The sequence below is a fragment of the Neobacillus kokaensis genome, from assembly GCF_014656545.1.
GTDB classification, from domain to species: domain Bacteria; phylum Bacillota; class Bacilli; order Bacillales; family Cytobacillaceae; genus Neobacillus; species Neobacillus kokaensis.
Map to the genome: position 1 here is coordinate 150,808 of NZ_BNDS01000008.1, position 21,083 is coordinate 171,890.

A 21,083-nucleotide genomic window follows, 5' to 3' on the forward strand; every position below is an offset into this window, starting at 1 on the left:
TCGGTCGCCTATAACCTTTATTGGCTACCCTGCAAACTCTTTTTTCTCGCCCTCAGTCGCCTATAACCTTCATTGGCTACCCAGCGGGCTCTTTTTTCTCGCCCTCGGTCGCCTATAACCTTTATTGGCTACCCTGCGAACTCTTTTTTCTCGGCCTCAGTCGCCTATAACCTTTATTGGCTACCCTCCGAGGCCTTTTTTCTCGGCCTCAGTCGCCTATAACCTTTATTGGCTACCCTCCGAGCTCTTTTTTCTCGGCCTCGGTAGCCTATAACTTTCATTGGCTCCCCTCCGAGCTCTTTTTTCTCGGCCTCGGTCGCCTATAACCTTCATTGCCTCCCCAGCGAACTCTTTTTTCTCGGCCTCAGTCGCCTATAACCTTCATTGCCTACCCAGCAAGCTCTTTTTTCAGGTACCCGGTCGCCTATAACCCATGTTCGGCTCTTTTTAAACATTGGTCTTAAAAAATCCAAAAAGCCAGGCGCTCAGCCTGGCTCAAGTAATTAAATTAATCTATTATTTCCGCGCCGTAACGGTCGCGAGCATGTTCTCAGCCGATGTGATTTGGACCCCTTTATAGTAGTGCTTCACGATGTCTTTATAGCTCTTGCCCTCGGCGGCCATCCCGTTGGCGCCATATTGGCTCATGCCGACACCGTGGCCAAAGCCTTTAGTAGTTATCATGATGCTGCCACCCTTGCGCTCCCAAGAAAAGTCCGTCGATCTAAGGTCCAGTTTTTCACGGATTTCTTTGCCGGTTAAAATTTTTCCATTAAAATTAACCTGGGCCACGCGCTTTCCTTCCGTCCTGGAGATAATTTTTCCAATCGTCCCCCCTGAACCGACACGCACACCAAGCCTGGCTTCGAACTGGCTGACTGGAATTTCCTGTTTGTAAATAAATTTCTCTGTTCCTTTGTCCCAAGGGCTCGGGACACTTCGCAAGTACGGAATCTCCCCGTTCCAGAAATCTTCGGAGTTTTCTGTGTAGCCGTTGCTGGTGGAAAAAAAGGTCGCAGTGATCGGCTTGCCTTTATAGGTTAAAATTTGCCCGCTCGTCGCCCGAACCGCCGTTAATACCTTTTTCTTTTTCCAGGCATAGTCCTTGCCCCAATCCCTTCGCTGCTCAGCATCGCTTTTATACACTTGATGAATGATCGTATCGGTCACGTCCGCATTTACGCCTTTTGGCATACCCAGCTGGGACTTAGTAGTCAAGCGATTGACAATATAGGTTCTTGCTGCCAGCGCCTGGGCCTTTAAGGCTTCGTCATTAAAATCAGCCGGCATTTCCGCAGACACTACACCGACGAGGTAATCCTCGAGCTCCACTTTTTCAATTGCCGACTTTGCTGAGCGAAAAACTGACACTTCGACAGCAGGGTCCTTCGTGGTAGAAGCGACCGTTTTACTGGGAGTGTTCTTGCCCCTGGCGAGCTCCTCCCCTAATTTGCCGCTCGCCTTCCCGTCAGAAAACGGCAGCACCAGCACGGCCGGTATCACAAGTGTCAAGGCAAAGAGAATTGATGCGAGTACGATGAGTGGTTTGAATTTTTTCATGATTGTGCCTCCAGTATGCAAATTCACAGCCGGACCTCCCCGGATGCGTCTCATTAAAACATATGGAAGCGGACAAGCATTTATTACAACTTTTTAAGAATGGTGTCAGGCACCATAAAAAGACACGATTCCACCCAGGGCGGACAGTTTTGTCTTCAAAGGGTCAATTTGATTTTCTCTTAGGCTGCACCTTCATGAGAATTGGGACCACCTCATTTTTTATGCCTTTCTGTCCTCATGACTCTTAGAACTGGAACGAACTCCTTCTCCTGGCTTCCGTTCTCATGAACCCTTTATGAGAACTAGAACGAACTCCCTCTCCTGCCTTCCGTTCTCATGAGTCCTTTATAAGGACTAGAACGACCTCCTTCACTGGCTTACCGTTCGCATAAGCCTCTCTCATAAGTCTGCTTTAAAAAACTCCATCAAAAAACAGGACCCGCATACCCGGGCCCTGTTGCTTTGGTTGTTCTATTTTTCAAACGTTTAGGCGTTTAGATCAGTGACATATTTTGGGAATTCAACGATAGTTTCTTCTACTTCTTTCACGCGCTCGATATCCGCACCTAAAGCGGCTAGCTTTTCGTGGAAGTTCACATATCCACGGTCTAAGTGTTTTAGTTCGGTCACACGTGTTACACCATCAGCAACAAGTCCGGTTAGAATCAAGGCAGCTGCTGCCCGAAGATCGGTTGCTGAAACCTCTGCACCCTGTAAATTGGAAGGACCATTTAAAATAACTGAACGGCCTTCAATTTTAATATCAGCATTCATGCGGCGGAATTCTTCCACGTGCATGAAGCGATTTTCAAAAACCGTTTCTGTAATCATCGATGTACCCTCTGCACGAAGCAATAAGGCCATCATTTGCGACTGCATATCAGTCGGGAAGCCTGGATGCGGCATCGTTTTAATATCAACGGACTTCAACTGCTCAGGCCCGATAACACGAACGCCTTCCTCTTCCTCGATAATCGTAACGCCCATTTCCTCCATCTTCGCAATAAGCGAAGAAATGTGTTCAGGAACTGCGCCTTTCACCAATACATTTCCACCCGTAATCGCAGCGGCTACCATGAAGGTACCTGCTTCAATACGGTCCGGAATAATCGCATGGTCTGCACCAAATAACACATCGACACCTTCGATTCGAAGAGTACCAGTACCGGCACCTTTCACCTTAGCGCCCATTTTATTCAAGAAATTCGCTAAATCTACGATCTCTGGTTCTTTTGCGACGTTTTCGATGATCGTTGTACCCTTTGCAAGGGTTGCCGCCATCATAATGTTCTCCGTTGCTCCGACACTTGGGAAGTCCAAATAAATCTTTGCTCCACGCAAGCGGCCATCTACCTCCGCCTCGATAAAGCCATTTCCGACTTTCACTTTGGCACCCATGGCTTCAAAGCCCTTGAGATGCTGGTCAATTGGCCGGGATCCGATTGCACAGCCGCCAGGCAATGCAACGCGGGCACGACCATTACGTGCCAACAGCGACCCCATTACTAGTACAGATGCGCGCATCTTTCGAACGTATTCGAATGGCGCCTCCTCTTTCAACACTCTAGATGCATCAACAACAACTGCATTATTGTCAAAACTAACTTCTGCATTTAAATTACGAAGCACTTCGTTAATTGTGTATACATCGGAGAGTGTAGGTACATCACGTATTACACTTTTTCCGTCACTTGCTAATAATGTTGCAGCGATAACAGGCAGGACGGCGTTTTTTGCGCCTTCAACTTTTACCGTTCCATAAAGCCTTTGTCCGCCGCGGACGATGATCTTTTCCAAGAGTATTCCCCTCCGCGTCCATTTTCTCTATATTAATATTCAATCGTAATAATAGGTGTTCCTACGATAATGGTTGTCCCCTCGCCCAATCCTTCAGAACGCGCACCTATTTGCAAATTCATCCCTTCAATTGAATGGCTGAACATAGGCGATGCGGCCGATACGGACAGGAATGTCTCCTCTTTTAGGGACTCCATCTCTTTTGCCTTAAAACTTGTTAACAATTGATTCATTTTCTTAGGTAAAGCCGTATCAATCTTATCACTGACAACGCCTTTCATACAAGAAAAAACTGTCGGTTTTCCCCGAAATATGCCAGATAGCTTATTTTTAAATTCATCGGTGGTGAAAAAGGCCTGCTGGGACTCGTTCCATGCTTTTCCGCTCACACGATATACTATATACGCATCAATAGGTTGCTTTGTGTGGGTTGCCATAATTTGAAGCATTTCATTGTGGTGTTGAGATGTTGGAGATACAGCTGTTAGTTCCCAAAACTGATCCGTCTTTTTGACCGTCCAGTCCCAATCGGAAAACTTCCGTTGAAGCCTATCCGCGTATTCCTTCACTTCTTTTTCACTGGTGAAGCCTGTTACATGTTCGCGTGCATAAAACGACCAATCCTGAAGCAAAATATCTTCGGCTTCTAAAACAGCGCCGATCTTTGCTAAGTCTTGAACATTCTCTGCTGGAAAAAGCGTTCCGCCTACGCCCGGAGCCTTCTGCTCAATAATCGCTCCATCCTTACTGTGAACCTTTTCCGCATGGAAAAGCCCATTCTGGCTGCTGTCAGCTTTTTCGCTTGAAAAAATCAACGCCCCGACTTTTTCAAAAAACGTCCCGCTGCCGCCGTTTGATTTTTCCGTATGGAACAAATCCAGACCCCCGACTGCCTCTGTATGCCGGTTCCCAATCACAACCAGGAAAAAACTTACTGCTATTATCAGGCATAAAAAAAATGTACGATTTCTTCTCATCTCTCTTCTCCCCCTTATTACCATTGTTTCCAAGGAGAAAGAGAGCATACTTGGGAATTATCGTCACTTTTTGACAACAGTGGTTATTCCTGCAATCATAGATGTAATACGTCTGACCAATTCTCGTGACAATTCGAACCCTTTTCTATGTAAAAAGAGCCGCAACACGTTGTCGACTATAAAAAACCCGATTTATTTTTTCTACAATTAGTGGTGGAAAGCACTTGTGGTTTTATACTCATTTTTCCACACAAATTTGATTGTACTCAATTTGCTGTGTTTTGGAAACAGATATTAAGACCTAAATTTTTTCCAATTTCGCCATTTGCCGCCGCTTTATATGAATTTATTGGAAAATGAGCGGCAGTTGCCTAGACCATTGCAGATAATCAAGGAAAAAGTTACTAACAGATGAACCAATGAAAATGGCTAAAACTATGTACAGCAAACGCGCTTGAAACACACGATTTGGCCTTAATAGTTTATCCAGATTGATTGCCTGCAGCGCCCACCACGAAACCGCGATAAACACCAAATGCGACAAAATACTAACCAACGCAATCTGACCAAAATCACTCATCACCCAGCACCCCCCTTTTACCCTAATCCATTCTATCACATAGACGTATAAAAGTCCTGAAAGTTTCCCAAATTGGTTTATTATTGGAAAATTTAATTTTCAGATTTAGGCATCATGTGAAAAATTCACATACTGTCCACGAGGGGTGGAATCGTGTCCAGGGATGGTGTCAGGCACCAATCAATAGCATCCTTCAATGGCATCAATCAATGGCTCAACCGTTGGCATCAATTGGAAGAAGCAACCGATACAAATTAACTGCCTAAACACCGTTTCCCACACTTTAAACGGTGTTTAGGCAGTTAATAAACGCTGCATTCGAGCATTAATATACTTCATTCCACACCTTATTCAGATTCAGCGGCACGTAGATCCGGTCGCCATGAATTTCTCTATGGATAATCGGGGCCTCAAAAGCCTGCTCAAGAGTTTGTTTTCTTCTTATTTTATGCCGTGCCCGATTGTGTGCTCCGATTAATTTTTCAAAACTTAAATTTGAATATTTCATTTTTATTTCTCCTCTCTTTTTATAGTATGCAGGGGCTAATCAGCCCCCGCTGATTTATGGTTGAGTTGAAGCGATGACGACCACTCGTCCAAGGTCCAGCTCTTTTTCATAGCGTTCAGCTTCTGCATGAGATAATCCTAATGACTCCATCTTCGAGCGAAGTTCATCGCCCCTTGTGCGAAAAACGTTAGCAATAGAATCGAGAACTCCTTCTTCAGCGACGCCGACTTCCTGAAGGTCAAGTGAATCCGTCAAATCCTCCGTACGGGTTTTGTCATGCGCCAACAAATAAATATCATCCTTCGTAAATCCTTGAATATTGAACTGCTGAATTACTTCCTTTGCTTGTACACCATTTTCTACAACTTTTACTGTGTTCATTAGTATTCCTCCTTTGCCTTTAGTGGTTATATAACCGCTCATAAAAAATTGAAACCTGTTTTTTTAATGACGAAGATTTCACTTAAAGGAAGTTTTCGCTTTTTCACAGAGTAGAGTATGAAAATCTACTTAAAGGAAGTCTCTTTTTCAGAGAGTATGAAGATTACATTTGAAGTACCTTTATTTTGAAAGTTACAAAAATTCCATTTCAAGGTTTTTATTTTTGAAGGTTATGAAAATTTCACATGCGGGTATATACACCGTAACGGAGGTGCAAATATGAAGAAACTAGTTTGCAGGAAATGTGGGAACGACCAATTTTATGTTGTCAGTGTAAATGAAACATTGTGCAAATGCGGCGCGAGGCTCACCAGGATTGGCGATTACCGCGCAGAGTGGCCGCCTGGCTGGAAGAAACATCTTCAATTAGAACGTGAACGGCAGGCAGAAATCATCGCTCGGATTAGTATATTAAAGAGGGAAATTGACAGATGCTTGGACAAACGCGAGCATATCCGCTTTAAAAAACTTACTAATGAATTGAAAGCCTGCCAACAGCTGTTGCACGATCCAAAAAAGAAGTCAGAGCGGCAGCTGAATAATACAGATGGAAAAATGATTACCTAATTGGGAGTCGGATCTGTTTGGTTAACGATATGACCGGTGCAGTGAATTTTCTTGGTTAAGGGCACACGTACACGGCTTCTACGTTACCTTACCCAGGAAAAGTCTTCAGTTTAGGGCACATAGACTGGCTCTACGTTACCTTACTCAAAGGAATTTGTTCGTTAGGGCAAATAAAAATACCTAACAAGCAATTTACCGGTTTACTTTTTAAAAATCGTGGTACTTCATTAAATAGTTAATCCAATACTGAAAGGAGAGAAACATCATGGGATTTATTTGGTCATTAATTATTGGAGGGATTATCGGCTGGCTGGCCGGACTTATTTTAGGACGTGATATTCCAGGAGGAATTATCGGGAATATTATTGCAGGATTTATCGGGGCTTGGCTCGGATCACTAATTCTTGGCGGATGGGGTCCAGTCATTGGTGGATTCTATATCATTCCGGCATTAATCGGCGCCATCGTCCTTGTACTTATTGTCAGCTTTATCCTAAAAAGCGTCAGACGCGCATAATCGAAAGAAATAAAAAGAAATGGCTCAGTTCAAACTGAGCCATTTCTTTTTTTAGATTAACCTTCTGTCACAACAGGAAGACCTACTCGATTTCCGTCTTCTTCTTAAGATTCGTTTTTCCAAGAGAGCCCCCGGATCGCCTGCCGATACTGATGCGCCCTAAGTTTTCCGGATTATATGCCCTTCCGGTAAATCTTCTCATTAGCATTAAAATCCTTATAGTCCAGCCCTTTTGGCATAAACAAAATTGACTCTTTGCTGCCGAGTCCGACAAAGCCGCCGTCCGCGAGACTGTTGTATATTAAGCGGTGGACCTTCTGCTGCAGGTCATTGTCAAAATAGATCATCACATTCCGGCATAGAATCACGTGAAACTCGTTAAAGGATCTGTCCGTCACCAAATTATGCTGGGCAAAGGTCAGGTTGTCCTTCATAATCGGAGAAAAATAAGCAAATTGATGATCTGTTGTGTAATATTCACTAAATGCCTTTTTGCCGCCGGCTTTCAAATAATTCTTCGTGTACTGCTGCATTTTTTTCAACGGAAAGGCGCCTTTTTGCGCGGCTGACAGGGCTTTTTCATTCATATCAGTCGCATAAATTTTAGTTTTGGCCGCAAGCCCCTCCTCCATCATTAAGATGGCCATTGAATAGACCTCTTCACCAGTCGCACAGCCGGCATGCCAGATGCGAATTTCCGGAAGTTCCTGCAAATGCGGCACTACTTCACTGCGAAACGCTGCAAAGAAGCTTGGGTCCCGATACATTTCAGTCATGCGGATGGAAAGATCATTCAATAACCGCTCAAGGTACGCCGGGTCATGCAGGATTTTTTCCAATAATGATGTAATCGTCGGCAGCCTCTCTGCCCGCATGCGGTGGATCACCCGCCGGCTCAAGGAAGCCCGGACATAGCCGCGAAAATCATAGCCATATTTTTGATACAGACCCTCGAGAAGCAAATTGATTTCGATTTGCTCCAGCTCGCTAAGCGGCACGGACTCAGATGTATCTGTTAGTAAAAATTCTTGGTTCATTGCGCTGCCACCTGCTCTGTCAGCCATACTCTCATTAACGAGAACAGCTGATTGATGTCTAATGGCTTCATAATGTAATCGGAGGCCCCTGCTTCCATACACTTGTCGCGCTCGCCTTTCATCGCCTTAGCGGTTAGTGCAATTATCGGCAGCTGGTGCATGCCCATTTCCTCACGGATGACCTTCATTGCTTCATAGCCGCCCATGACTGGCATCATTATGTCCATGAACACCAGGTCATACTTGCCGCCAGCTTGTAACTTGTCGATTGCCTCTTTGCCGTTTTCGGCCACTTCCACGATGATTCCTTTTTTCTCTAGCGCTGAAAGAAGCGCGAATACATTGCGACCATCATCCTCGGTAAGCAGCACCTTTTTGCCTTTAAAAATTTGTTCATCAGAGCTCTCTTCCTCTATAAATACCGGCTCTTCCTCTATCTCTGCTGGCTCGCTGACGCTTACTGCAGCTTCCTCGATTGCCAGCAGTTCAGGCTGCTCGGTAATTTCCCGCTTGCTCGGAATATAGAGGGTAAATGTGCTGCCCTCCCCTGGCTCGCTCTCAACGGTAAGAGCCCCGCCAAGTAAATGAGTGAATTCACGGCAGATCGACAAACCGAGGCCTGTCCCGCCATATTGCCGGTTGGTCGTGCCATCCACTTGTTGGAAGGCGTCAAATATAATTTGCTGTTTATCGTGCGGAATACCGATTCCAGTATCTCTCACAGAAATTGCCAGCAGTGTTTCATCCGTCTCCACCATATGCTGTTCCGGCTTCGCCAATGCAATGTTTACTGTAACAGAACCTTTTTCGGTGAACTTAAAGGCGTTGGATAATAGGTTTTTCAAAATTTGCTGGAGCCTTTGCCCATCGGTTTCAATTACATCCGGCACACCGGCTGCAGTTATCACCTTAAAAGTCAAATTCTTTTTCGCTGCCACCGGGTTGAACATATTTTTCAGTACCTGCGGCAGTTCTGTCACGTTTACTTCATCTGTTAAAATTTCAATTTTTCCCGCTTCTATTTTTGAAAGGTCGAGAATATCGTCAATTAATCGAAGCAGGTCTCCGCCGGCGGTATGAACGACCTGTGCGGATTCTCGAACTTCTTCAATATCCATATCGCCGTCTGTTTCCATCAGCATCTGCGACAGGATGAGAATGCTATTAAGCGGTGTGCGCAGCTCATGCGACATGTTTGCAAGGAAATCGGATTTGTACTGTGAACTCTGCTGCAGCTTGCGCGAATAGTCCTCAAGCTCGTCCTTTGCCTTTTTCAGCTCTAACGCCCGCTGTTCAGCATATTGCTTTTGCTCTGCTAAAAATTCGTTGGTCGTTTGCAGCTGGTCTTGCTGCATTTGTAATTCTTCCGATTGTGCCTGTAGTTCCTCGGACTGCGCCTGCAGCTCTTCGGTTAAGATCTGCGATTCCCCAAGCAGTCGTTCCACTTCCATCCGCCCGCGGACACTAGAGATCGCAGAGCCGAATTTTTCCTGAAGCTGATCGAGCAGTGTCAGGTGCTTTGACTGAAATGGCTCAAGTGCGGCAAATTCAACCACCGCCTCGACCCTGTCATCAAATAAAATAGGTGCTACGATTAAACTTTTTGGAGAGGATGTCCCTAAGCCTGTGGCAACCTTAAAATGCTCTTCCGGCAGATGATCAATCAGGAAAATTCTTTGGTCAACGGCCGCCTGTCCAATAACGCCTTCTCCCTGTCGAAAGCTTTGCGGCAGCCGATCATCGTCAGCCAATGCATAGCCGGCCGATTTCACGTAGAACACTTCGCCGCCGCTTTGATCTTTGCGAAGATAGACAACCCCGTAAACTGCTTCAAGCATGGGGGCAAGCTTTGTTAAAAAGACACGGGATAATTCATTCACATCGGTGATTCCTTGATAAATCAGCGATATTTCCGTTACGCTCTTCTGAACCCAGCTTTGTTTGTCAAGGTTTTCCAGCAGGTTGTTCATTGCTTCTGCCAGCTCGCGGGTTTCATCCTTTGCTTTCACCTCTATCCGTGTTGTTAAATCCACCTTTGAATCTGTAATATTTTTAATCGTTTGCACTACCTGGCGGATGGTATTCACAATAGAATGAGATAGGAAAAACGCTGTAGCGACGGTGATCGCCGTGACTAGCAGAATAATCGCGTATAAGGTAATTTTTAAATTGTTATTGTTCTGGCGGAGCATGTCGATTCGCTGGTTCGTCATCTTCCTTTCGTTGGCGAGAAAGGAAGCAAACTGTGTGCGCAGTTGATCCGTCACTTTCTTTCCATTGTAATGTTTAAAGTGCTTTTCCAACGCGGCCGTGTTCCCCGCCTTTTTCTCCTGAATCACTACCTCCCCAAAGGTTGTAATCCAGTTGATGATCAACGGCTTCATATCCTCCAATGCGCTTTGCTGGTTTCCGCTTTCCTTGAGCAGGGAATGAAGTTTGTTGTAATTATCGAGCCAGCTGCGGGTCGCCTGATTATACGGCTCAAGATATTCCTTATCACCTGTAATGACATACCCTCTTACTCCAGTCTCCATATCAAGCACATTTTTTTGAATTTGATTGGCCAGATCATGAACCTCAACGTCGTGCTGGGAAACGAAATCAACCTCCTTTTGTAAATCGTTCATTCGATCTATCACTATAAGCAGGGCCAGCACCAAGCAAATTAAGATGGTTAAATAGCCAGTGATGATCTTTGCATGAATATTAAAATTTAACCTTTTCATGGTAATAGCCTCCTTTTTGGAAAAATTTATATTTCTATCATAACGTTTTCTCCATTTTTACCCAATGGGGCTTAGGTCCCAAGCTTTAAAAAACTAGTTTAGAAGATTGGGTTACCGGGTATTTACTATTGTAACATAGAATTTTGGAGGACTGGATTATGGCAAAAGCAAAAGAAATGGAAAAAATTACAGACACCCTTAATAAACAGGTGGCAAATTTCTCGGTGCTATATATGAAGCTGCACCATTATCATTGGTATGTAAAAGGGGAGAATTTCTTCACGCTCCATGTGAAATTCGAGGAGTTATATAAGGAAGCTTCGCTGCATCTAGATACCATTGCGGAAAGAATGCTGGCCGTAGGCGCTAAACCAGCCGCAACGTTGAAGGAGCATTTAGAAATGGCTTCGGTTGAGGAAGCATCCGATTCGGAATCGGCTGCGTCTGAAATGGTTGAGGCTTTGGTAGACGACTTTGACACTATATGCAAGGAGCTTACAGAGGGAATTACTGCTGCCGAGGACAGCGACGACCAGCCAACCGCCGATCTGTTCATCGCCATCCGCACATCGCTCGAAAAACACAAATGGATGCTAAAAGCTTACTTAGGGTAAACTGAATTACATGTAATTTGGTGTCAGGCACCATGTGAATTTTTCACATGGTGCCTGACACTTGATGTGGCTTTTTTACAGAAAATGTCTAAATAGCCAAAAGTCGTGAAAAAATAGCCAAAACATATAAAAAAGTGGCCAAAATTCCCTGGAAAGCAGCCAAAACCACCCGAAAAACTGCCAAAACTTTGTTGACAGTAATCTTTCCCTTTGTTCCCTAAGGTTATGAATCTTTCACAAAAAATCGGCCAGCTTCAAACTAGATCGCCAGCCGAAATCATCACCAAGCATATATCATCCTTCGGGGCATTCAGCTGCTCGGTACTCAACTCCAGCCGCTCCAACAGCCCCTCAGCATTGTCCGCAGCATCTAAAGAATCCCCAAGACGGCTAACCAACCGCTCCATCTCATCGCCATGTTCATCCTCAAGCCACTCCGACAGTCCATCTGTATAGAGCAAAATCCGTGCCCCGTCACGATACTCAATTACACCTTTGGAAACATCAATCTCTTCAAAAAAGCCCAGTGCACACGAACCTGCAGTCAACTGCTTGACCTCATCATCGACAATCGCCACTCCCGCAGGATGCCCGGCATTCACATACTCGATCGTCTGGGCCTCCGTGTCCAAAACAAAATAAATTGCAGTAAAATAGTAGTTTATCAAACTCAAACTATCCGGCATCTGCAGCTGGTTCATACGCCGGTTCAGCTCGCGTATGACCGCCTCCGGATCACACAACCCTGTTATTGTATCTTTTAACACTGAATATATGTACATACACACAAGCGAAGACGAAATCCCGTGCCCCATTACATCAAGCAAAATCACACCGTAGCGGGTCGGACTAATCTGGTACCATGCGTACAAGTCGCCGGCGAGCTCAAACGTTGGCTTGTAAACCGCCGAAATTGCCACATTTTCCTCCTGAAGCGGTCCGCTCAGCATACTAAGCTGGACCTGTTTTGCCAGGTCCAGCTCATATTGAAGCCTCCGCTCGCGCTCTTTACGTAAATCTTTTTCATGCTTTAAGCGTAGAACTGAGCGCATCCGTGCGAGCAGCTCGACCTTGTTAATCGGCTTCATGACATAATCAAGGGCACCGGCGTCCATCGCCTCGGCCATTTTATAAGAATCCCCCATGGCCGTCACAAAAATAATCGGCAGGCCGTGGAACCGCTCATTAGCTAAAATAGTTCGGCACGCCTCCATTCCGTCAATTTCTGGCATCATCAAATCCATCAAAATTAAATCAACCGGCACTTCCTCCGGTTCCGCAGCATCGAGCTGCAAATAATCGTATAATTCCCTTGCAGAGGACTTCAGCACGATTTTCCTATAGCCGGCCCGCCTAATGATCTTTTCGATAATCATGAGATTTGTGGCATTATCATCGACAATTACGATATTCATTTTATCCATTGCTGGTTCCCCTTTCAAAAGGTGCCTGACACCCGGTGTGTTCATTTGAACGCAGCAGGTGTCAGGCACCTTTTTATTTGACGAGTGCCTTTCGTAGTTTTTCGAGTGCCTTTTTTTGGAGTCGGGATACATGCATTTGTGAAATCCCTAACGTTTCGCCGGTTTCCTTTTGGCTTTTGTTTTCTAGAAATGTATAGTGAAGAATGGCTTTTTCCCTTTCCGTCAGTACTGGAAGGGCGCTTTCTAGCAGCAGTTTTCGATCGACATTTTCAAAGCCCCTGTCGTAGGAACCAATAATATCGAGCGCCGTCACTGTGCTGCCGTCAGAGCTTGCTTCAATCGGCTGGTCGACTGAGGCGGCTTGATAGCTTTTCCCCATTTCCATCGCCTCCAGCACGTCCTCCTCGGACACATCCAAATACTCGGCGATTTCCTGGATCTTTGGTGAACGCTGGTAATGGTTAGTAAGCTCGTCCATAACGGAATTGATTTTTGTCCACAATTCCTTGATACCCCTTGGCACATGAACGCTCCATGTTTTATCCCGTAAAAAACGCTTGATTTCGCCGATAACGGTCGGAATTAGATACGATTCAAATGATTTTCCTGCACCAGGCTCGTATCTCCTGATGGCTGCTAAAAATCCGAGCATGCCGACCTGCATAATATCCTCATGAAAGCTTCTGCCCTTTGAATATTTACGTGCCAAACTGCCGACAAGTGCTGTATAGTGCTCAACTAAGATGGTCTGCGCTTCATCATCATCGTTCTCCTGAAACCTGATTATTAAAGCCTCGATCTCTTCCTTAGAACGTTTCCTGGCTTGAGCTGGTTTCATCATGATTTTCACGCTCCCCACTTAGTTGCTTCATCATGAAAACCGTGACTCCTGAAGTATTCAACACACGGACTTCATCCATAAGCGTTTCGATCAAAAAGAGACCTAACCCTCCCTCAGTGAGCTGTTCAACCGTACTTGTTTCTGTATAAGGGCCAAGTTCATTTCTAGTCTCAAGAAAATTAAAGCTCTTGCCGCTATCGGCAACCATAATTTCAAGCTTGTCAGGGTAAAGCCCGAAGCCGACCGTTACTTCTCCGCCTTCATCCATCCCATAGGCATGCTGAACAGCGTTTGTGCAGGCTTCACTTACGGCAATTTTCATATCCTCAATTTCCTCATATGTATACCCCATACGGCTGCAAATTCCTGATAACGTCAACCTGATAACACCTACATAGTCCGGTTTGGCCGGCACTTTGATTTCAATATAATCCATCACTTGATTCATCTTCCTCCACCCTTAATTTGCTGATATTTTCATAACATGGCTTAATCCGGTAAGCTCAAACAGACGCTTTAATCGATCCGACAGTTCCAACAGATGCAATTCCCCATTTGTTTTTTCCAACTGCTTGAACAAGCCAACAAACACACCAAGTCCAGTACTATCAAGATAAGAGACATCTTTTAAATTAATAATAACCTTTTGTCCTTCCGAAAGCTGAAGCAATTCCTCGCGCAGCTTCGGTGCCGTAAACGCATCAATCTCGCCTGCAAGATTTACGAATATTTCCCTATCATTTTGCTGTTTGTCTATTTTTAAATCCATTTTCTTATCACCTCAGGATTGTTTATTTTGTAAGTACCCAACTAACCACGACTCTAAACCTCTTTTTTAAAAAAGTTTTTAAAAAATGGTTTTAGACGTTTATTTTTTAAATTATACCAAGATATTCTTGTTTTCGAACAGACCATTCAAAGGGTTTTACAATGGAAAAATAGGGGTAAATACGTAAAAAAAGGAGGAGAACTTGATGACTAAGAACATTCCTGAAAAAATTATGTATGCTGATAATAGCTCAATGGCGCGGAATCTCAAGGAAGTCAAAAAGCTCGGCAAGGAAATGGAACAAGAGAAAACCGGCGAGGAATTAAAAAAAGAGGACGGGCTCACGCCGGATCCGAAGCAATAGGATGAAAAGGAGCTTGGCAGTCAGGCTCCTTTTTTTAAAATCTTTTTCTAACTTAGGAGGAAAACAAAGATGAAAACAAGTCCAATTGTCTTAGTCCAGTTTATTTTTCCGATCCTAGCAATCCTTCTCTTAGCATCCGGAATTGCCGGTGCCTCCACCTTAGAAATCTCCCATTGGTTGTTATTGCCAGGGTTTTTATTATCTGTGTTTTTAATAGCTAAACGTAATTTGTTCCTTTGGGGAATGCTTAATATTGGTTTAACGGTTCTGACCTTCATCGGGGCTTTTTTGATCTACTTTAAGATGATCGCTGCCGGAAGTTGAAGGCAGTTTTTACAAAAAGAATCGCCAGCCCTGGCCGCATTGCATAATAGCAGCCTATATACCGACTAAATAATGGCCTGCACATTGTGCAAGCCTATTTTAATGAGGGAAATGATTAAGGAATCGATGACAAATAGAAGGAATTAATCATCCTAAAGCGAAATTAATGAAGGAATTTAATTTTAGGAGGATCATCTTGAACAACACGCTAAAAATCAAAGCCCTAAAGTATCCCGATATTCCTCATTACGAGTGGGAAGGAACCATTCTTGAAAGTACGCCAGATTATATCATTGTCCATTGCAAATACGGGCGGCAATTAGTTCATCATACTAAGAATAAGGTTTTTACTATAACTAATACGTCTATAGAGTATTTTTCACTCAAAGAGTGGTTTACCGCTGCACTGGAGGTTGAAGATGGTGCGGTCGTGTCTGGTTATTGCAATGTTGCCATGCCTTCTGTGTTAAAAAATAATGAGGTGAGCTTTGTCGATTTGGACTTGGATTATATTCAAAAAAAGAATCAAAAATGGGAAGTTGTCGACGAGGATGAATTTGAATCAAATAGTGTAAAGTATCAATATCCGCCGGAATTAAAGCAAGAAGCGCTATTGGCATTGGACCGGCTGCAGCATTTTGTAAAGAGCGGTAGATTCCCGTTTAATCAGGAAATTGTTTCACTTTTAAATGGAGTTTAAACTGGTCAAAATAACCGTTCGATAAGGACCCATAGCGGACCTTTTATTTGAAAAATCATATCAAAGAATTTATTCATAATGGTCATCTCCCTGGTTAAAGTCTTCCCTGTTATACAGCATAATTAATTGGTAAATACAACCTTAAATGTAAGAGGTGTTTTTTTAATGATTGAACTAAAATTTTTTGACCGCTCAGATTTCCAACAACTGATTGGCTGGATTGATTCCCCTCAATTCCTGCTCCAATGGTCAGGCCCAGCATTCGAATACCCCTTAACAGAAAGTCAGTTGGAAAAATACATCGAGAATGCCAATAGCGAAAACGCGGAAGCCTTGATTTATAAAGTAATAGAAAGCGAAACGGGGAAGGTTATTGGCCATATCTCTTTAGGAAGGATCGATCGAAAAAACAAATCGGCGAGAGTCGGGAAGGTTTTAGTCGGTGACCAAAGTGTACGAGGCAAAGGAATCGGTCAGCAAATGATTAACGAGATCCTGAAAATTGCTTTTGATGAATTACATTTACATCGGGTTAGTCTTGGTGTCTTCGACTTCAATACTTCCGCCATCAGCTGCTACGAAAAAGCCGGATTCATCAAAGAAGGATTACTCAGAGACTCCAGCAAAAACGGTGAAGAATACTGGAACCAATGGGAAATGAGTATTTTAGAAAATGAATGGCAGGCGGTGAAGCATGGTCTTTGAAGCAGCATTGGGCGAGGATCCACGATTTTCAATAAATAAGACCCCGCTGGGAACTGGGGTCTTATCAGGTTAAATTAAAGAATAATAAATGCAAATACGATCGCAAGCAGAATACGATAATACGCGAATGTTGAAAGCCTTACTTTGTCCAATAATTTTAGGAATCCGATACAAGCAAACAGTGCGACAACAAAGGCGGTTACAAACCCGATCACAAAAGTGGTGATATCCCCTGAAGTTATAGCATCAATATTTTTCAATACATCTAATCCTGTTGCTCCAATCATGATGGGCAATGCGAGAATAAAGGAAAATTCCGCGGCTGTTTTTTGGCTTGCGCCCACTAATAATCCTCCAGAAATGGTAGAACCAGCTCTTGAGAATCCAGGCCAAACAGCCAAGCATTGGAATAAACCAATATATAAAGCTTGCTTATAGGATAATTGATCAATGGTGTTGGCCGTAACCGTTGTATTCTTTTTGTCGGCATAAATTAATAAAAAGGCCCCGACGACTAACCCGACCAAAACAACTGTGGTAGAAAACAGGACATTTTTTATAAAATCGTGTAATACGAAGCCAACAATAACTGCTGGCAGAACGCCTAAAAATACATGAAGGAGATTGAGTTTCTTTTTGCTATTGTCCTTTATATGCAGGCTTTTAAAGTCTAATAGTGAAAAAAATCTTCTCCAATATAAAACGACTATCGCCAGTATGGCACCTAATTGAATGACCACTTCAAATGTTTTCGCTCGATCCCCTTCGAACCCTAAAAGATGACCAGTTAAAATGAGATGTCCTGTGGATGAAATCGGCAAATATTCGGTTAAACCTTCAACGATTCCCAAGATAAAAGCTATAATATGCTCGCTCATAAATGTATTTCCTCCTAATCCATTCTACCTATTCATCATACCTTTCTATCCCTCAAAACCATCGTTAATTTTCAGTAAATTTTTCGTTAATTTGAACCCTGCTATGTGCACCTCTCAGACCTGTTTCCGCTTTTGCGCGTTCTTTGAACCCGGCTATGTGCGCCTCACAGACTTGTTTTCGCTTTTGCGCGTTCTTGAACCCTTCTATGTGCACTTCACAGACTTGCTTCTCCTTTTGCGCGTTCTTTGAACCCTTCTATGTGCGCCTCTCAGACCTGTTTCCGCTTTTGCGCGTTCTTTGAACCCTTCTATGTGCGCCTCACTGACCTGTTTTCGCTTTTGCGCGTTCATTGAACCCAGCTATGTGCGCCTCTCAGACCTGTTTCCACTTTTGCGCGTTCATTGAAACCTTCTATGTGCGCCTCCCAGAACTATTTTCGCTTTTGCGCGTTCTTTGAACCCTTCTATGTGCACCTCCCAGACCTGTTTCCGCTTTTGCGCGTTCATTGAAACCTTCTATGTGCGCTTCACAGACTTGCTTCTCCTTCTTTGCGTTCATTGAACCCTTCTATGTGCGCTTCGCAGACTTGTTTCCGCTTTTGCGCGTCCATTGAACCCTTCTATGTGCACCTCTCAGACTTGTTTTGGCTTTTGCGCGTTCATTGAACACGGCTATGTGCGCCTCTCAGGTCTGTTTCCGCTTTTGCGCGTTCATTGAACCTTTCTATGTGCACCTCCCAGACCTATTTTCGCTTTTGCGCGTTCATTGAAACCTTCTATGTGCGCTTCACAGACTTGCTTCTCCTTTTTCGCGTTCATTGAACCCTTCTATGTGCGCTTCGCAGACTTGTTTCCGCTTTTGCGCGTTCATTGAACCTTTCTATGTGCACCTCCCAGACCTATTTTCGCTTTTGCGCGTTCTTTGAACCTAGCCAACAGCATATAAAAAACCATAAATAAGCAGATTATCTAACCTGCCTATTTATGGCTCATGTTTCCCCTATTTAAAAAACCATCCGCAATGCCATCATCGCGATAATCCCCACGACCACAGTCCCTAACAAGCTGCGGGTGAAGATGGCAACAATGAAAGCTGGCAGCGCGGCGAACAGCTCAAGATTTTGCGACAAGGGTGCCAGTTTTCCATTTGGCAATAGTAATTCCTGTCCTACTAAAGCGGCCATAACGGCAATTGGAACGTAATTTAACCAGCGCATGGCCCATTCTGGAAGCTCCACACGGCTCAAGACCGCAATTGGCAGCACTCGTGGAATGAAGGTAACAAGGGCCATACCGAAAATAATTAAAAAAATTGACCATCTTACTTCCATTTTTCCACCGCCATTCCTATGGTGGATGCCGCAACAGTTGCAACAATCACACCAACGCTTCCAGAGGTTAGCAAACTTACTACTACCACAATGGCAACAGCACTTAAGGCAACAATAATATCTCTAATCATTTTTTTCCGTGCAGCCATCTGCAGGACAAGAAGTCCAATAAACATTCCCGGCAAGGCAAAATCAAGACCGAATTTTTCCGGGTCCGCAATCCACGCTCCGAAATACGCCCCCGCTATATTAGCGACAAACCAGTTTAAATAAGCGGTAAGATTAAGACCGTGCATCCATTTTTCACTGATCATTGACTTACCTGCGGCCGCATTCATGGCAACACCAAATGTCTCATCCGTTAGTAAAGACCCAATTAATATATTCTTAGACGGAGTAAGATGACGAAAATACGGTGATATGGCCGCACTCATAAGAAGATGGCGAAGGTTTACAAAGAAAATCGTAAAGATAATCGCAAAAGCCGGGCTGCCTGCCGCAATCATCGCCGCCGCAATAAATTGACCTGAACCGGCGTATAAAAGCAAGGACATCAAGCCAATTTCCACAACCGACAGTCCTGCTGTCTTTTCCACAACGCCTGCTGCAAATCCAATACTTAAGTATCCTAATACAGTCGGCAAACAATCCCTTGCCCCGGCCAGGAAGCTGCTTTCCTCCCGTAAAAGAACGTTATTACTTATGTTCATCCTCTTCCCCCATAATTCAAGCAATTTGTATAATTTATACTTTATCACCATCATTGTATGGCTTCAATGGTATAATTGTATGCAAGACAATTTTTAGGAGCGGTACATATGCCAGTAAACTCTTTTGAAAATTACCCAATGTCGTGGAAGCCAGATAAAACGCAGCTGGCCCCTCCCTTGTATCGATCTATCGCCAGCTTACTAGAATATGACATTCTCAATGGCTATCTAGCACCGAATACGAAACTTCCACCCCAACGGGAATTGGCCGATTATCTTGATATTAACCTAAGCACTGTGACAAGAGCTTTTAAAATATGCGAAGTAAAAGGATTAATTTATGCTGTAACCGGAAGAGGAACCTTTGTTACACCTAATGTGAGAAATGCTATTTTCATGGCTGACAGCGATGAGAATAAAAATTCGATCGAGATGGGGATTATCAATCCACTTGACCACACAAATACATTCGTTACGCAAGCTGTTAAAAGCATTGCCGAAAAGGATTATCTGGAAAGTTTGCTGGATTACCGACAGCCATTGGGAATGCCCTATCATCGAATGGCAGCCAAGAAATGGATGCAGCGCTTTAACATGGAGGTGCCGATTGAAAATATCGCCATCACATCAGGCGGGCAAAATTCGTTTATTTTAGTTTTAACGACCTTATTTCATCCAGGTGATAAAATTGCCGTAGACACTTATACGTATCCTAATTTTATTGAGCTGGCTAAGTTCTTAAATATCCAATTAGTCCCGATTGATGGCGATGATTCTGGTATGCTGCCTGAAAGATTAGATGCCGGCTGCAGCACAAATAAATTGCAGGGAATTTATTTAATTCCATCGTGTCATAATCCTACTGCCATCACCATGAATATGAATCGCAGGAGGGAAATAGCACAAATCATTAATAAACATGGGCTTATTTTAATAGAAGATGATGTATATTCTTTTCTTGCCCCGCAAGATTGTTTGCCGATTTCGCACTTTGTCCCGGACAAATTTGTCTATATCCTTAGCATCGCCAAGTCCCTGAGTTCCGGCATGAGGGTGGCCTTTACCGCTTTTGCCAATCAGTTTGCAGAAAAAATTACCTATGGAATTTTTAACGTAAACGTAAAAACCTCTGCGTTAAACGCAGAAGTCATAACAGAATTAATCAATACCGGTGCTGCCGACCAAATCATTAAGGAAAAAAGGGACATTTCGGAAGAACGGAATCAGCTGTTTCAGAGGTATTTTCAAATCGGGAATCCAAGCGAAAACCCGCTCAGCTTTTTTCGCTGGCTCCCGCTGCGCAAGGAATGGAGCCTTAAACCATTTGAGGAGCATGCCCTTACACAAGGCATTCATGTCTACCATTCCCACCGCTTCCTTGTCAAAAAAGACGAATCTCCTCAGTTCATCCGCATCTCCCTAACCTCCCCCAAAGATGCCGATGAACTGGACAAAGGACTTCGCATCCTTAAGAATCTGTTGCCATGAAGCATGGGACCTTGTTCTTGTGTTTCATTTTTGATGGGAATTTGTCTTGGTTATATCCATAAGCGGTTTCTATGGGACTGTTTCTTTGTTTGGTGCGATCAGTTGTCCCATAGGAGGGTTCTATGCGACTGTTTCTTTGTTTGGTGCGATCAGTTTGTCCCATAGGCAGGTTCTATGAGACTGTTTCTTTGATTGAAGCACTCGGTTTGTCCCATAGACGGGTTC

At 43.9% G+C, this 21,083-nt stretch carries 23 protein-coding genes; 8 read left to right on the forward strand and 15 right to left on the reverse strand.

Going from position 1 to position 21,083, the window contains the following annotated elements; all coding sequences use genetic code 11:
* Positions 1-516: 516 nt before the first annotated feature.
* The 6 genes from spoIID to IE222_RS11555 all read right to left on the reverse strand — a co-directional run bounded on the left by spoIID (position 517) and on the right by IE222_RS11555 (position 5,803).
* Complete coding sequence (gene spoIID / locus IE222_RS11530) at positions 517-1,560, reverse strand: stage II sporulation protein D (protein WP_191272883.1); 1,044 nt, start codon at positions 1,558-1,560, stop codon at positions 517-519.
* A gap of 486 nt (positions 1,561-2,046) precedes the next feature.
* Complete coding sequence (murA, locus tag IE222_RS11535; RefSeq protein ID WP_191272885.1) at positions 2,047-3,357, reverse strand: UDP-N-acetylglucosamine 1-carboxyvinyltransferase; 1,311 nt, start codon at positions 3,355-3,357, stop codon at positions 2,047-2,049.
* A gap of 32 nt (positions 3,358-3,389) precedes the next feature.
* The gene (locus IE222_RS11540) at positions 3,390-4,334 is read right to left on the reverse strand and encodes a YwmB family TATA-box binding protein (protein ID WP_191272887.1); all 945 of its coding nucleotides are present in this window, start codon (positions 4,332-4,334) and stop codon (positions 3,390-3,392) included.
* Between the two features lie 346 nt (positions 4,335-4,680).
* On the reverse strand, positions 4,681-4,917 hold the full coding sequence (locus IE222_RS11545) for a DUF1146 family protein (protein WP_191273007.1): 237 nt from the start codon (positions 4,915-4,917) through the stop codon (positions 4,681-4,683).
* Between the two features lie 322 nt (positions 4,918-5,239).
* Positions 5,240-5,422 carry a hypothetical protein gene (locus IE222_RS11550; RefSeq protein ID WP_191272889.1) on the reverse strand — a complete coding sequence of 61 codons (183 nt, stop codon included), beginning with the start codon at positions 5,420-5,422 and terminating at the stop codon, positions 5,240-5,242.
* 54 nt (positions 5,423-5,476) lie between these two features.
* Entirely contained in the window at positions 5,477-5,803 is a 327-nt protein-coding gene (locus IE222_RS11555) for a YflT domain-containing protein (RefSeq protein WP_191272891.1), read from the reverse strand.
* Positions 5,804-6,082: 279 nt separating this feature from the next.
* Here IE222_RS11555 and IE222_RS11560 point away from each other — a divergent pair, with 279 nt between their 5' ends.
* Both IE222_RS11560 and IE222_RS11565 read left to right on the forward strand, forming a co-directional pair.
* A complete protein-coding gene (locus IE222_RS11560) occupies positions 6,083-6,430 on the forward strand; it encodes an IDEAL domain-containing protein (protein WP_191272893.1) in 348 nt (115 codons plus the stop codon).
* Positions 6,431-6,695: 265 nt separating this feature from the next.
* Complete coding sequence (locus IE222_RS11565; protein WP_191272895.1) at positions 6,696-6,947, forward strand: GlsB/YeaQ/YmgE family stress response membrane protein; 252 nt, start codon at positions 6,696-6,698, stop codon at positions 6,945-6,947.
* A gap of 173 nt (positions 6,948-7,120) precedes the next feature.
* On the opposite strand, the gene IE222_RS11570 is transcribed toward IE222_RS11565, so the two are convergent.
* The gene (locus IE222_RS11570; RefSeq protein WP_191272897.1) at positions 7,121-7,984 is read right to left on the reverse strand and encodes a CheR family methyltransferase; all 864 of its coding nucleotides are present in this window, start codon (positions 7,982-7,984) and stop codon (positions 7,121-7,123) included.
* Positions 7,981-10,710, reverse strand: a complete 2,730-nt coding sequence (locus IE222_RS11575; protein ID WP_191272899.1) for an ATP-binding protein — start codon at positions 10,708-10,710, stop codon at positions 7,981-7,983. Before IE222_RS11575 ends, IE222_RS11570 begins: the two co-directional genes overlap by 4 nt.
* A gap of 158 nt (positions 10,711-10,868) precedes the next feature.
* On the opposite strand from IE222_RS11575, the gene IE222_RS11580 reads away from it, so the two are divergent.
* Entirely contained in the window at positions 10,869-11,324 is a 456-nt protein-coding gene (locus IE222_RS11580; RefSeq protein ID WP_191273009.1) for a Dps family protein, read from the forward strand.
* 254 nt (positions 11,325-11,578) lie between these two features.
* On the opposite strand, the gene IE222_RS11585 is transcribed toward IE222_RS11580, so the two are convergent.
* The 4 genes from IE222_RS11585 to IE222_RS11600 all read right to left on the reverse strand — a co-directional run bounded on the left by IE222_RS11585 (position 11,579) and on the right by IE222_RS11600 (position 14,358).
* Positions 11,579-12,739 carry a PP2C family protein-serine/threonine phosphatase gene (locus tag IE222_RS11585; protein WP_191273011.1) on the reverse strand — a complete coding sequence of 387 codons (1,161 nt, stop codon included), beginning with the start codon at positions 12,737-12,739 and terminating at the stop codon, positions 11,579-11,581.
* A gap of 82 nt (positions 12,740-12,821) precedes the next feature.
* Positions 12,822-13,589, reverse strand: a complete 768-nt coding sequence (gene sigB, locus IE222_RS11590; RefSeq protein WP_191272901.1) for an RNA polymerase sigma factor SigB — start codon at positions 13,587-13,589, stop codon at positions 12,822-12,824.
* On the reverse strand, positions 13,555-14,037 hold the full coding sequence (gene rsbW, locus IE222_RS11595; protein ID WP_191272903.1) for an anti-sigma B factor RsbW: 483 nt from the start codon (positions 14,035-14,037) through the stop codon (positions 13,555-13,557). Before rsbW ends, sigB begins: the two co-directional genes overlap by 35 nt.
* Before the next feature lie 12 nt (positions 14,038-14,049).
* Positions 14,050-14,358 carry an anti-sigma factor antagonist gene (locus IE222_RS11600; protein WP_191272905.1) on the reverse strand — a complete coding sequence of 103 codons (309 nt, stop codon included), beginning with the start codon at positions 14,356-14,358 and terminating at the stop codon, positions 14,050-14,052.
* Between the two features lie 205 nt (positions 14,359-14,563).
* Between IE222_RS11600 and IE222_RS11605 the strand changes: the two genes are divergently transcribed.
* The 4 genes from IE222_RS11605 (at position 14,564) to IE222_RS11620 (ending at position 16,451) form a co-directional block, all read left to right on the forward strand.
* Entirely contained in the window at positions 14,564-14,722 is a 159-nt protein-coding gene (locus tag IE222_RS11605) for a hypothetical protein (protein WP_191272907.1), read from the forward strand.
* 69 nt (positions 14,723-14,791) lie between these two features.
* Positions 14,792-15,046 carry a hypothetical protein gene (locus IE222_RS11610; protein WP_191272909.1) on the forward strand — a complete coding sequence of 85 codons (255 nt, stop codon included), beginning with the start codon at positions 14,792-14,794 and terminating at the stop codon, positions 15,044-15,046.
* Between the two features lie 196 nt (positions 15,047-15,242).
* Complete coding sequence (locus tag IE222_RS11615; protein WP_223282662.1) at positions 15,243-15,746, forward strand: DUF402 domain-containing protein; 504 nt, start codon at positions 15,243-15,245, stop codon at positions 15,744-15,746.
* Positions 15,747-15,911: 165 nt separating this feature from the next.
* On the forward strand, positions 15,912-16,451 hold the full coding sequence (locus IE222_RS11620) for a GNAT family N-acetyltransferase (protein WP_191272913.1): 540 nt from the start codon (positions 15,912-15,914) through the stop codon (positions 16,449-16,451).
* Between the two features lie 74 nt (positions 16,452-16,525).
* On the opposite strand, the gene bacA is transcribed toward IE222_RS11620, so the two are convergent.
* From bacA to IE222_RS11635, 3 genes are all read right to left on the reverse strand, one after another.
* Positions 16,526-17,329 carry an undecaprenyl-diphosphate phosphatase gene (gene bacA / locus IE222_RS11625; protein ID WP_191272915.1) on the reverse strand — a complete coding sequence of 268 codons (804 nt, stop codon included), beginning with the start codon at positions 17,327-17,329 and terminating at the stop codon, positions 16,526-16,528.
* A 1,004-nt stretch (positions 17,330-18,333) separates the two neighbouring features.
* Positions 18,334-18,660 carry an AzlD domain-containing protein gene (locus tag IE222_RS11630; protein WP_191272917.1) on the reverse strand — a complete coding sequence of 109 codons (327 nt, stop codon included), beginning with the start codon at positions 18,658-18,660 and terminating at the stop codon, positions 18,334-18,336.
* Complete coding sequence (locus tag IE222_RS11635; RefSeq protein WP_191272919.1) at positions 18,651-19,370, reverse strand: AzlC family ABC transporter permease; 720 nt, start codon at positions 19,368-19,370, stop codon at positions 18,651-18,653. The genes IE222_RS11630 and IE222_RS11635 overlap by 10 nt, the downstream gene beginning before the upstream one ends.
* Positions 19,371-19,478: 108 nt before the next feature.
* Between IE222_RS11635 and IE222_RS11640 the strand changes: the two genes are divergently transcribed.
* On the forward strand, positions 19,479-20,858 hold the full coding sequence (locus tag IE222_RS11640) for an aminotransferase-like domain-containing protein (protein ID WP_191272921.1): 1,380 nt from the start codon (positions 19,479-19,481) through the stop codon (positions 20,856-20,858).
* Positions 20,859-21,083: the final 225 nt, after the last annotated feature.

Coding starts and splice junctions, on each gene's coding strand:
- spoIID (WP_191272883.1), bottom strand. CDS start 1,560: ATGAAAAAATTCAAACCACTCATCGTACTCGCATCAATTCTCTTTGCC.
- IE222_RS11540 (WP_191272887.1), bottom strand. CDS start 4,334: ATGAGAAGAAATCGTACATTTTTTTTATGCCTGATAATAGCAGTAAGT.
- IE222_RS11550 (WP_191272889.1), bottom strand. CDS start 5,422: ATGAAATATTCAAATTTAAGTTTTGAAAAATTAATCGGAGCACACAAT.
- IE222_RS11555 (WP_191272891.1), bottom strand. CDS start 5,803: ATGAACACAGTAAAAGTTGTAGAAAATGGTGTACAAGCAAAGGAAGTA.
- IE222_RS11560 (WP_191272893.1), top strand. CDS start 6,083: ATGAAGAAACTAGTTTGCAGGAAATGTGGGAACGACCAATTTTATGTT.
- IE222_RS11565 (WP_191272895.1), top strand. CDS start 6,696: ATGGGATTTATTTGGTCATTAATTATTGGAGGGATTATCGGCTGGCTG.
- IE222_RS11570 (WP_191272897.1), bottom strand. CDS start 7,984: ATGAACCAAGAATTTTTACTAACAGATACATCTGAGTCCGTGCCGCTT.
- IE222_RS11575 (WP_191272899.1), bottom strand. CDS start 10,710: ATGAAAAGGTTAAATTTTAATATTCATGCAAAGATCATCACTGGCTAT.
- IE222_RS11580 (WP_191273009.1), top strand. CDS start 10,869: ATGGCAAAAGCAAAAGAAATGGAAAAAATTACAGACACCCTTAATAAA.
- IE222_RS11585 (WP_191273011.1), bottom strand. CDS start 12,739: ATGAATATCGTAATTGTCGATGATAATGCCACAAATCTCATGATTATC.
- sigB (WP_191272901.1), bottom strand. CDS start 13,589: ATGATGAAACCAGCTCAAGCCAGGAAACGTTCTAAGGAAGAGATCGAG.
- rsbW (WP_191272903.1), bottom strand. CDS start 14,037: ATGAATCAAGTGATGGATTATATTGAAATCAAAGTGCCGGCCAAACCG.
- IE222_RS11600 (WP_191272905.1), bottom strand. CDS start 14,358: ATGGATTTAAAAATAGACAAACAGCAAAATGATAGGGAAATATTCGTA.
- IE222_RS11605 (WP_191272907.1), top strand. CDS start 14,564: ATGACTAAGAACATTCCTGAAAAAATTATGTATGCTGATAATAGCTCA.
- IE222_RS11610 (WP_191272909.1), top strand. CDS start 14,792: ATGAAAACAAGTCCAATTGTCTTAGTCCAGTTTATTTTTCCGATCCTA.
- IE222_RS11620 (WP_191272913.1), top strand. CDS start 15,912: ATGATTGAACTAAAATTTTTTGACCGCTCAGATTTCCAACAACTGATT.
- bacA (WP_191272915.1), bottom strand. CDS start 17,329: ATGAGCGAGCATATTATAGCTTTTATCTTGGGAATCGTTGAAGGTTTA.
- IE222_RS11630 (WP_191272917.1), bottom strand. CDS start 18,660: ATGGAAGTAAGATGGTCAATTTTTTTAATTATTTTCGGTATGGCCCTT.
- IE222_RS11635 (WP_191272919.1), bottom strand. CDS start 19,370: ATGAACATAAGTAATAACGTTCTTTTACGGGAGGAAAGCAGCTTCCTG.
- IE222_RS11640 (WP_191272921.1), top strand. CDS start 19,479: ATGCCAGTAAACTCTTTTGAAAATTACCCAATGTCGTGGAAGCCAGAT.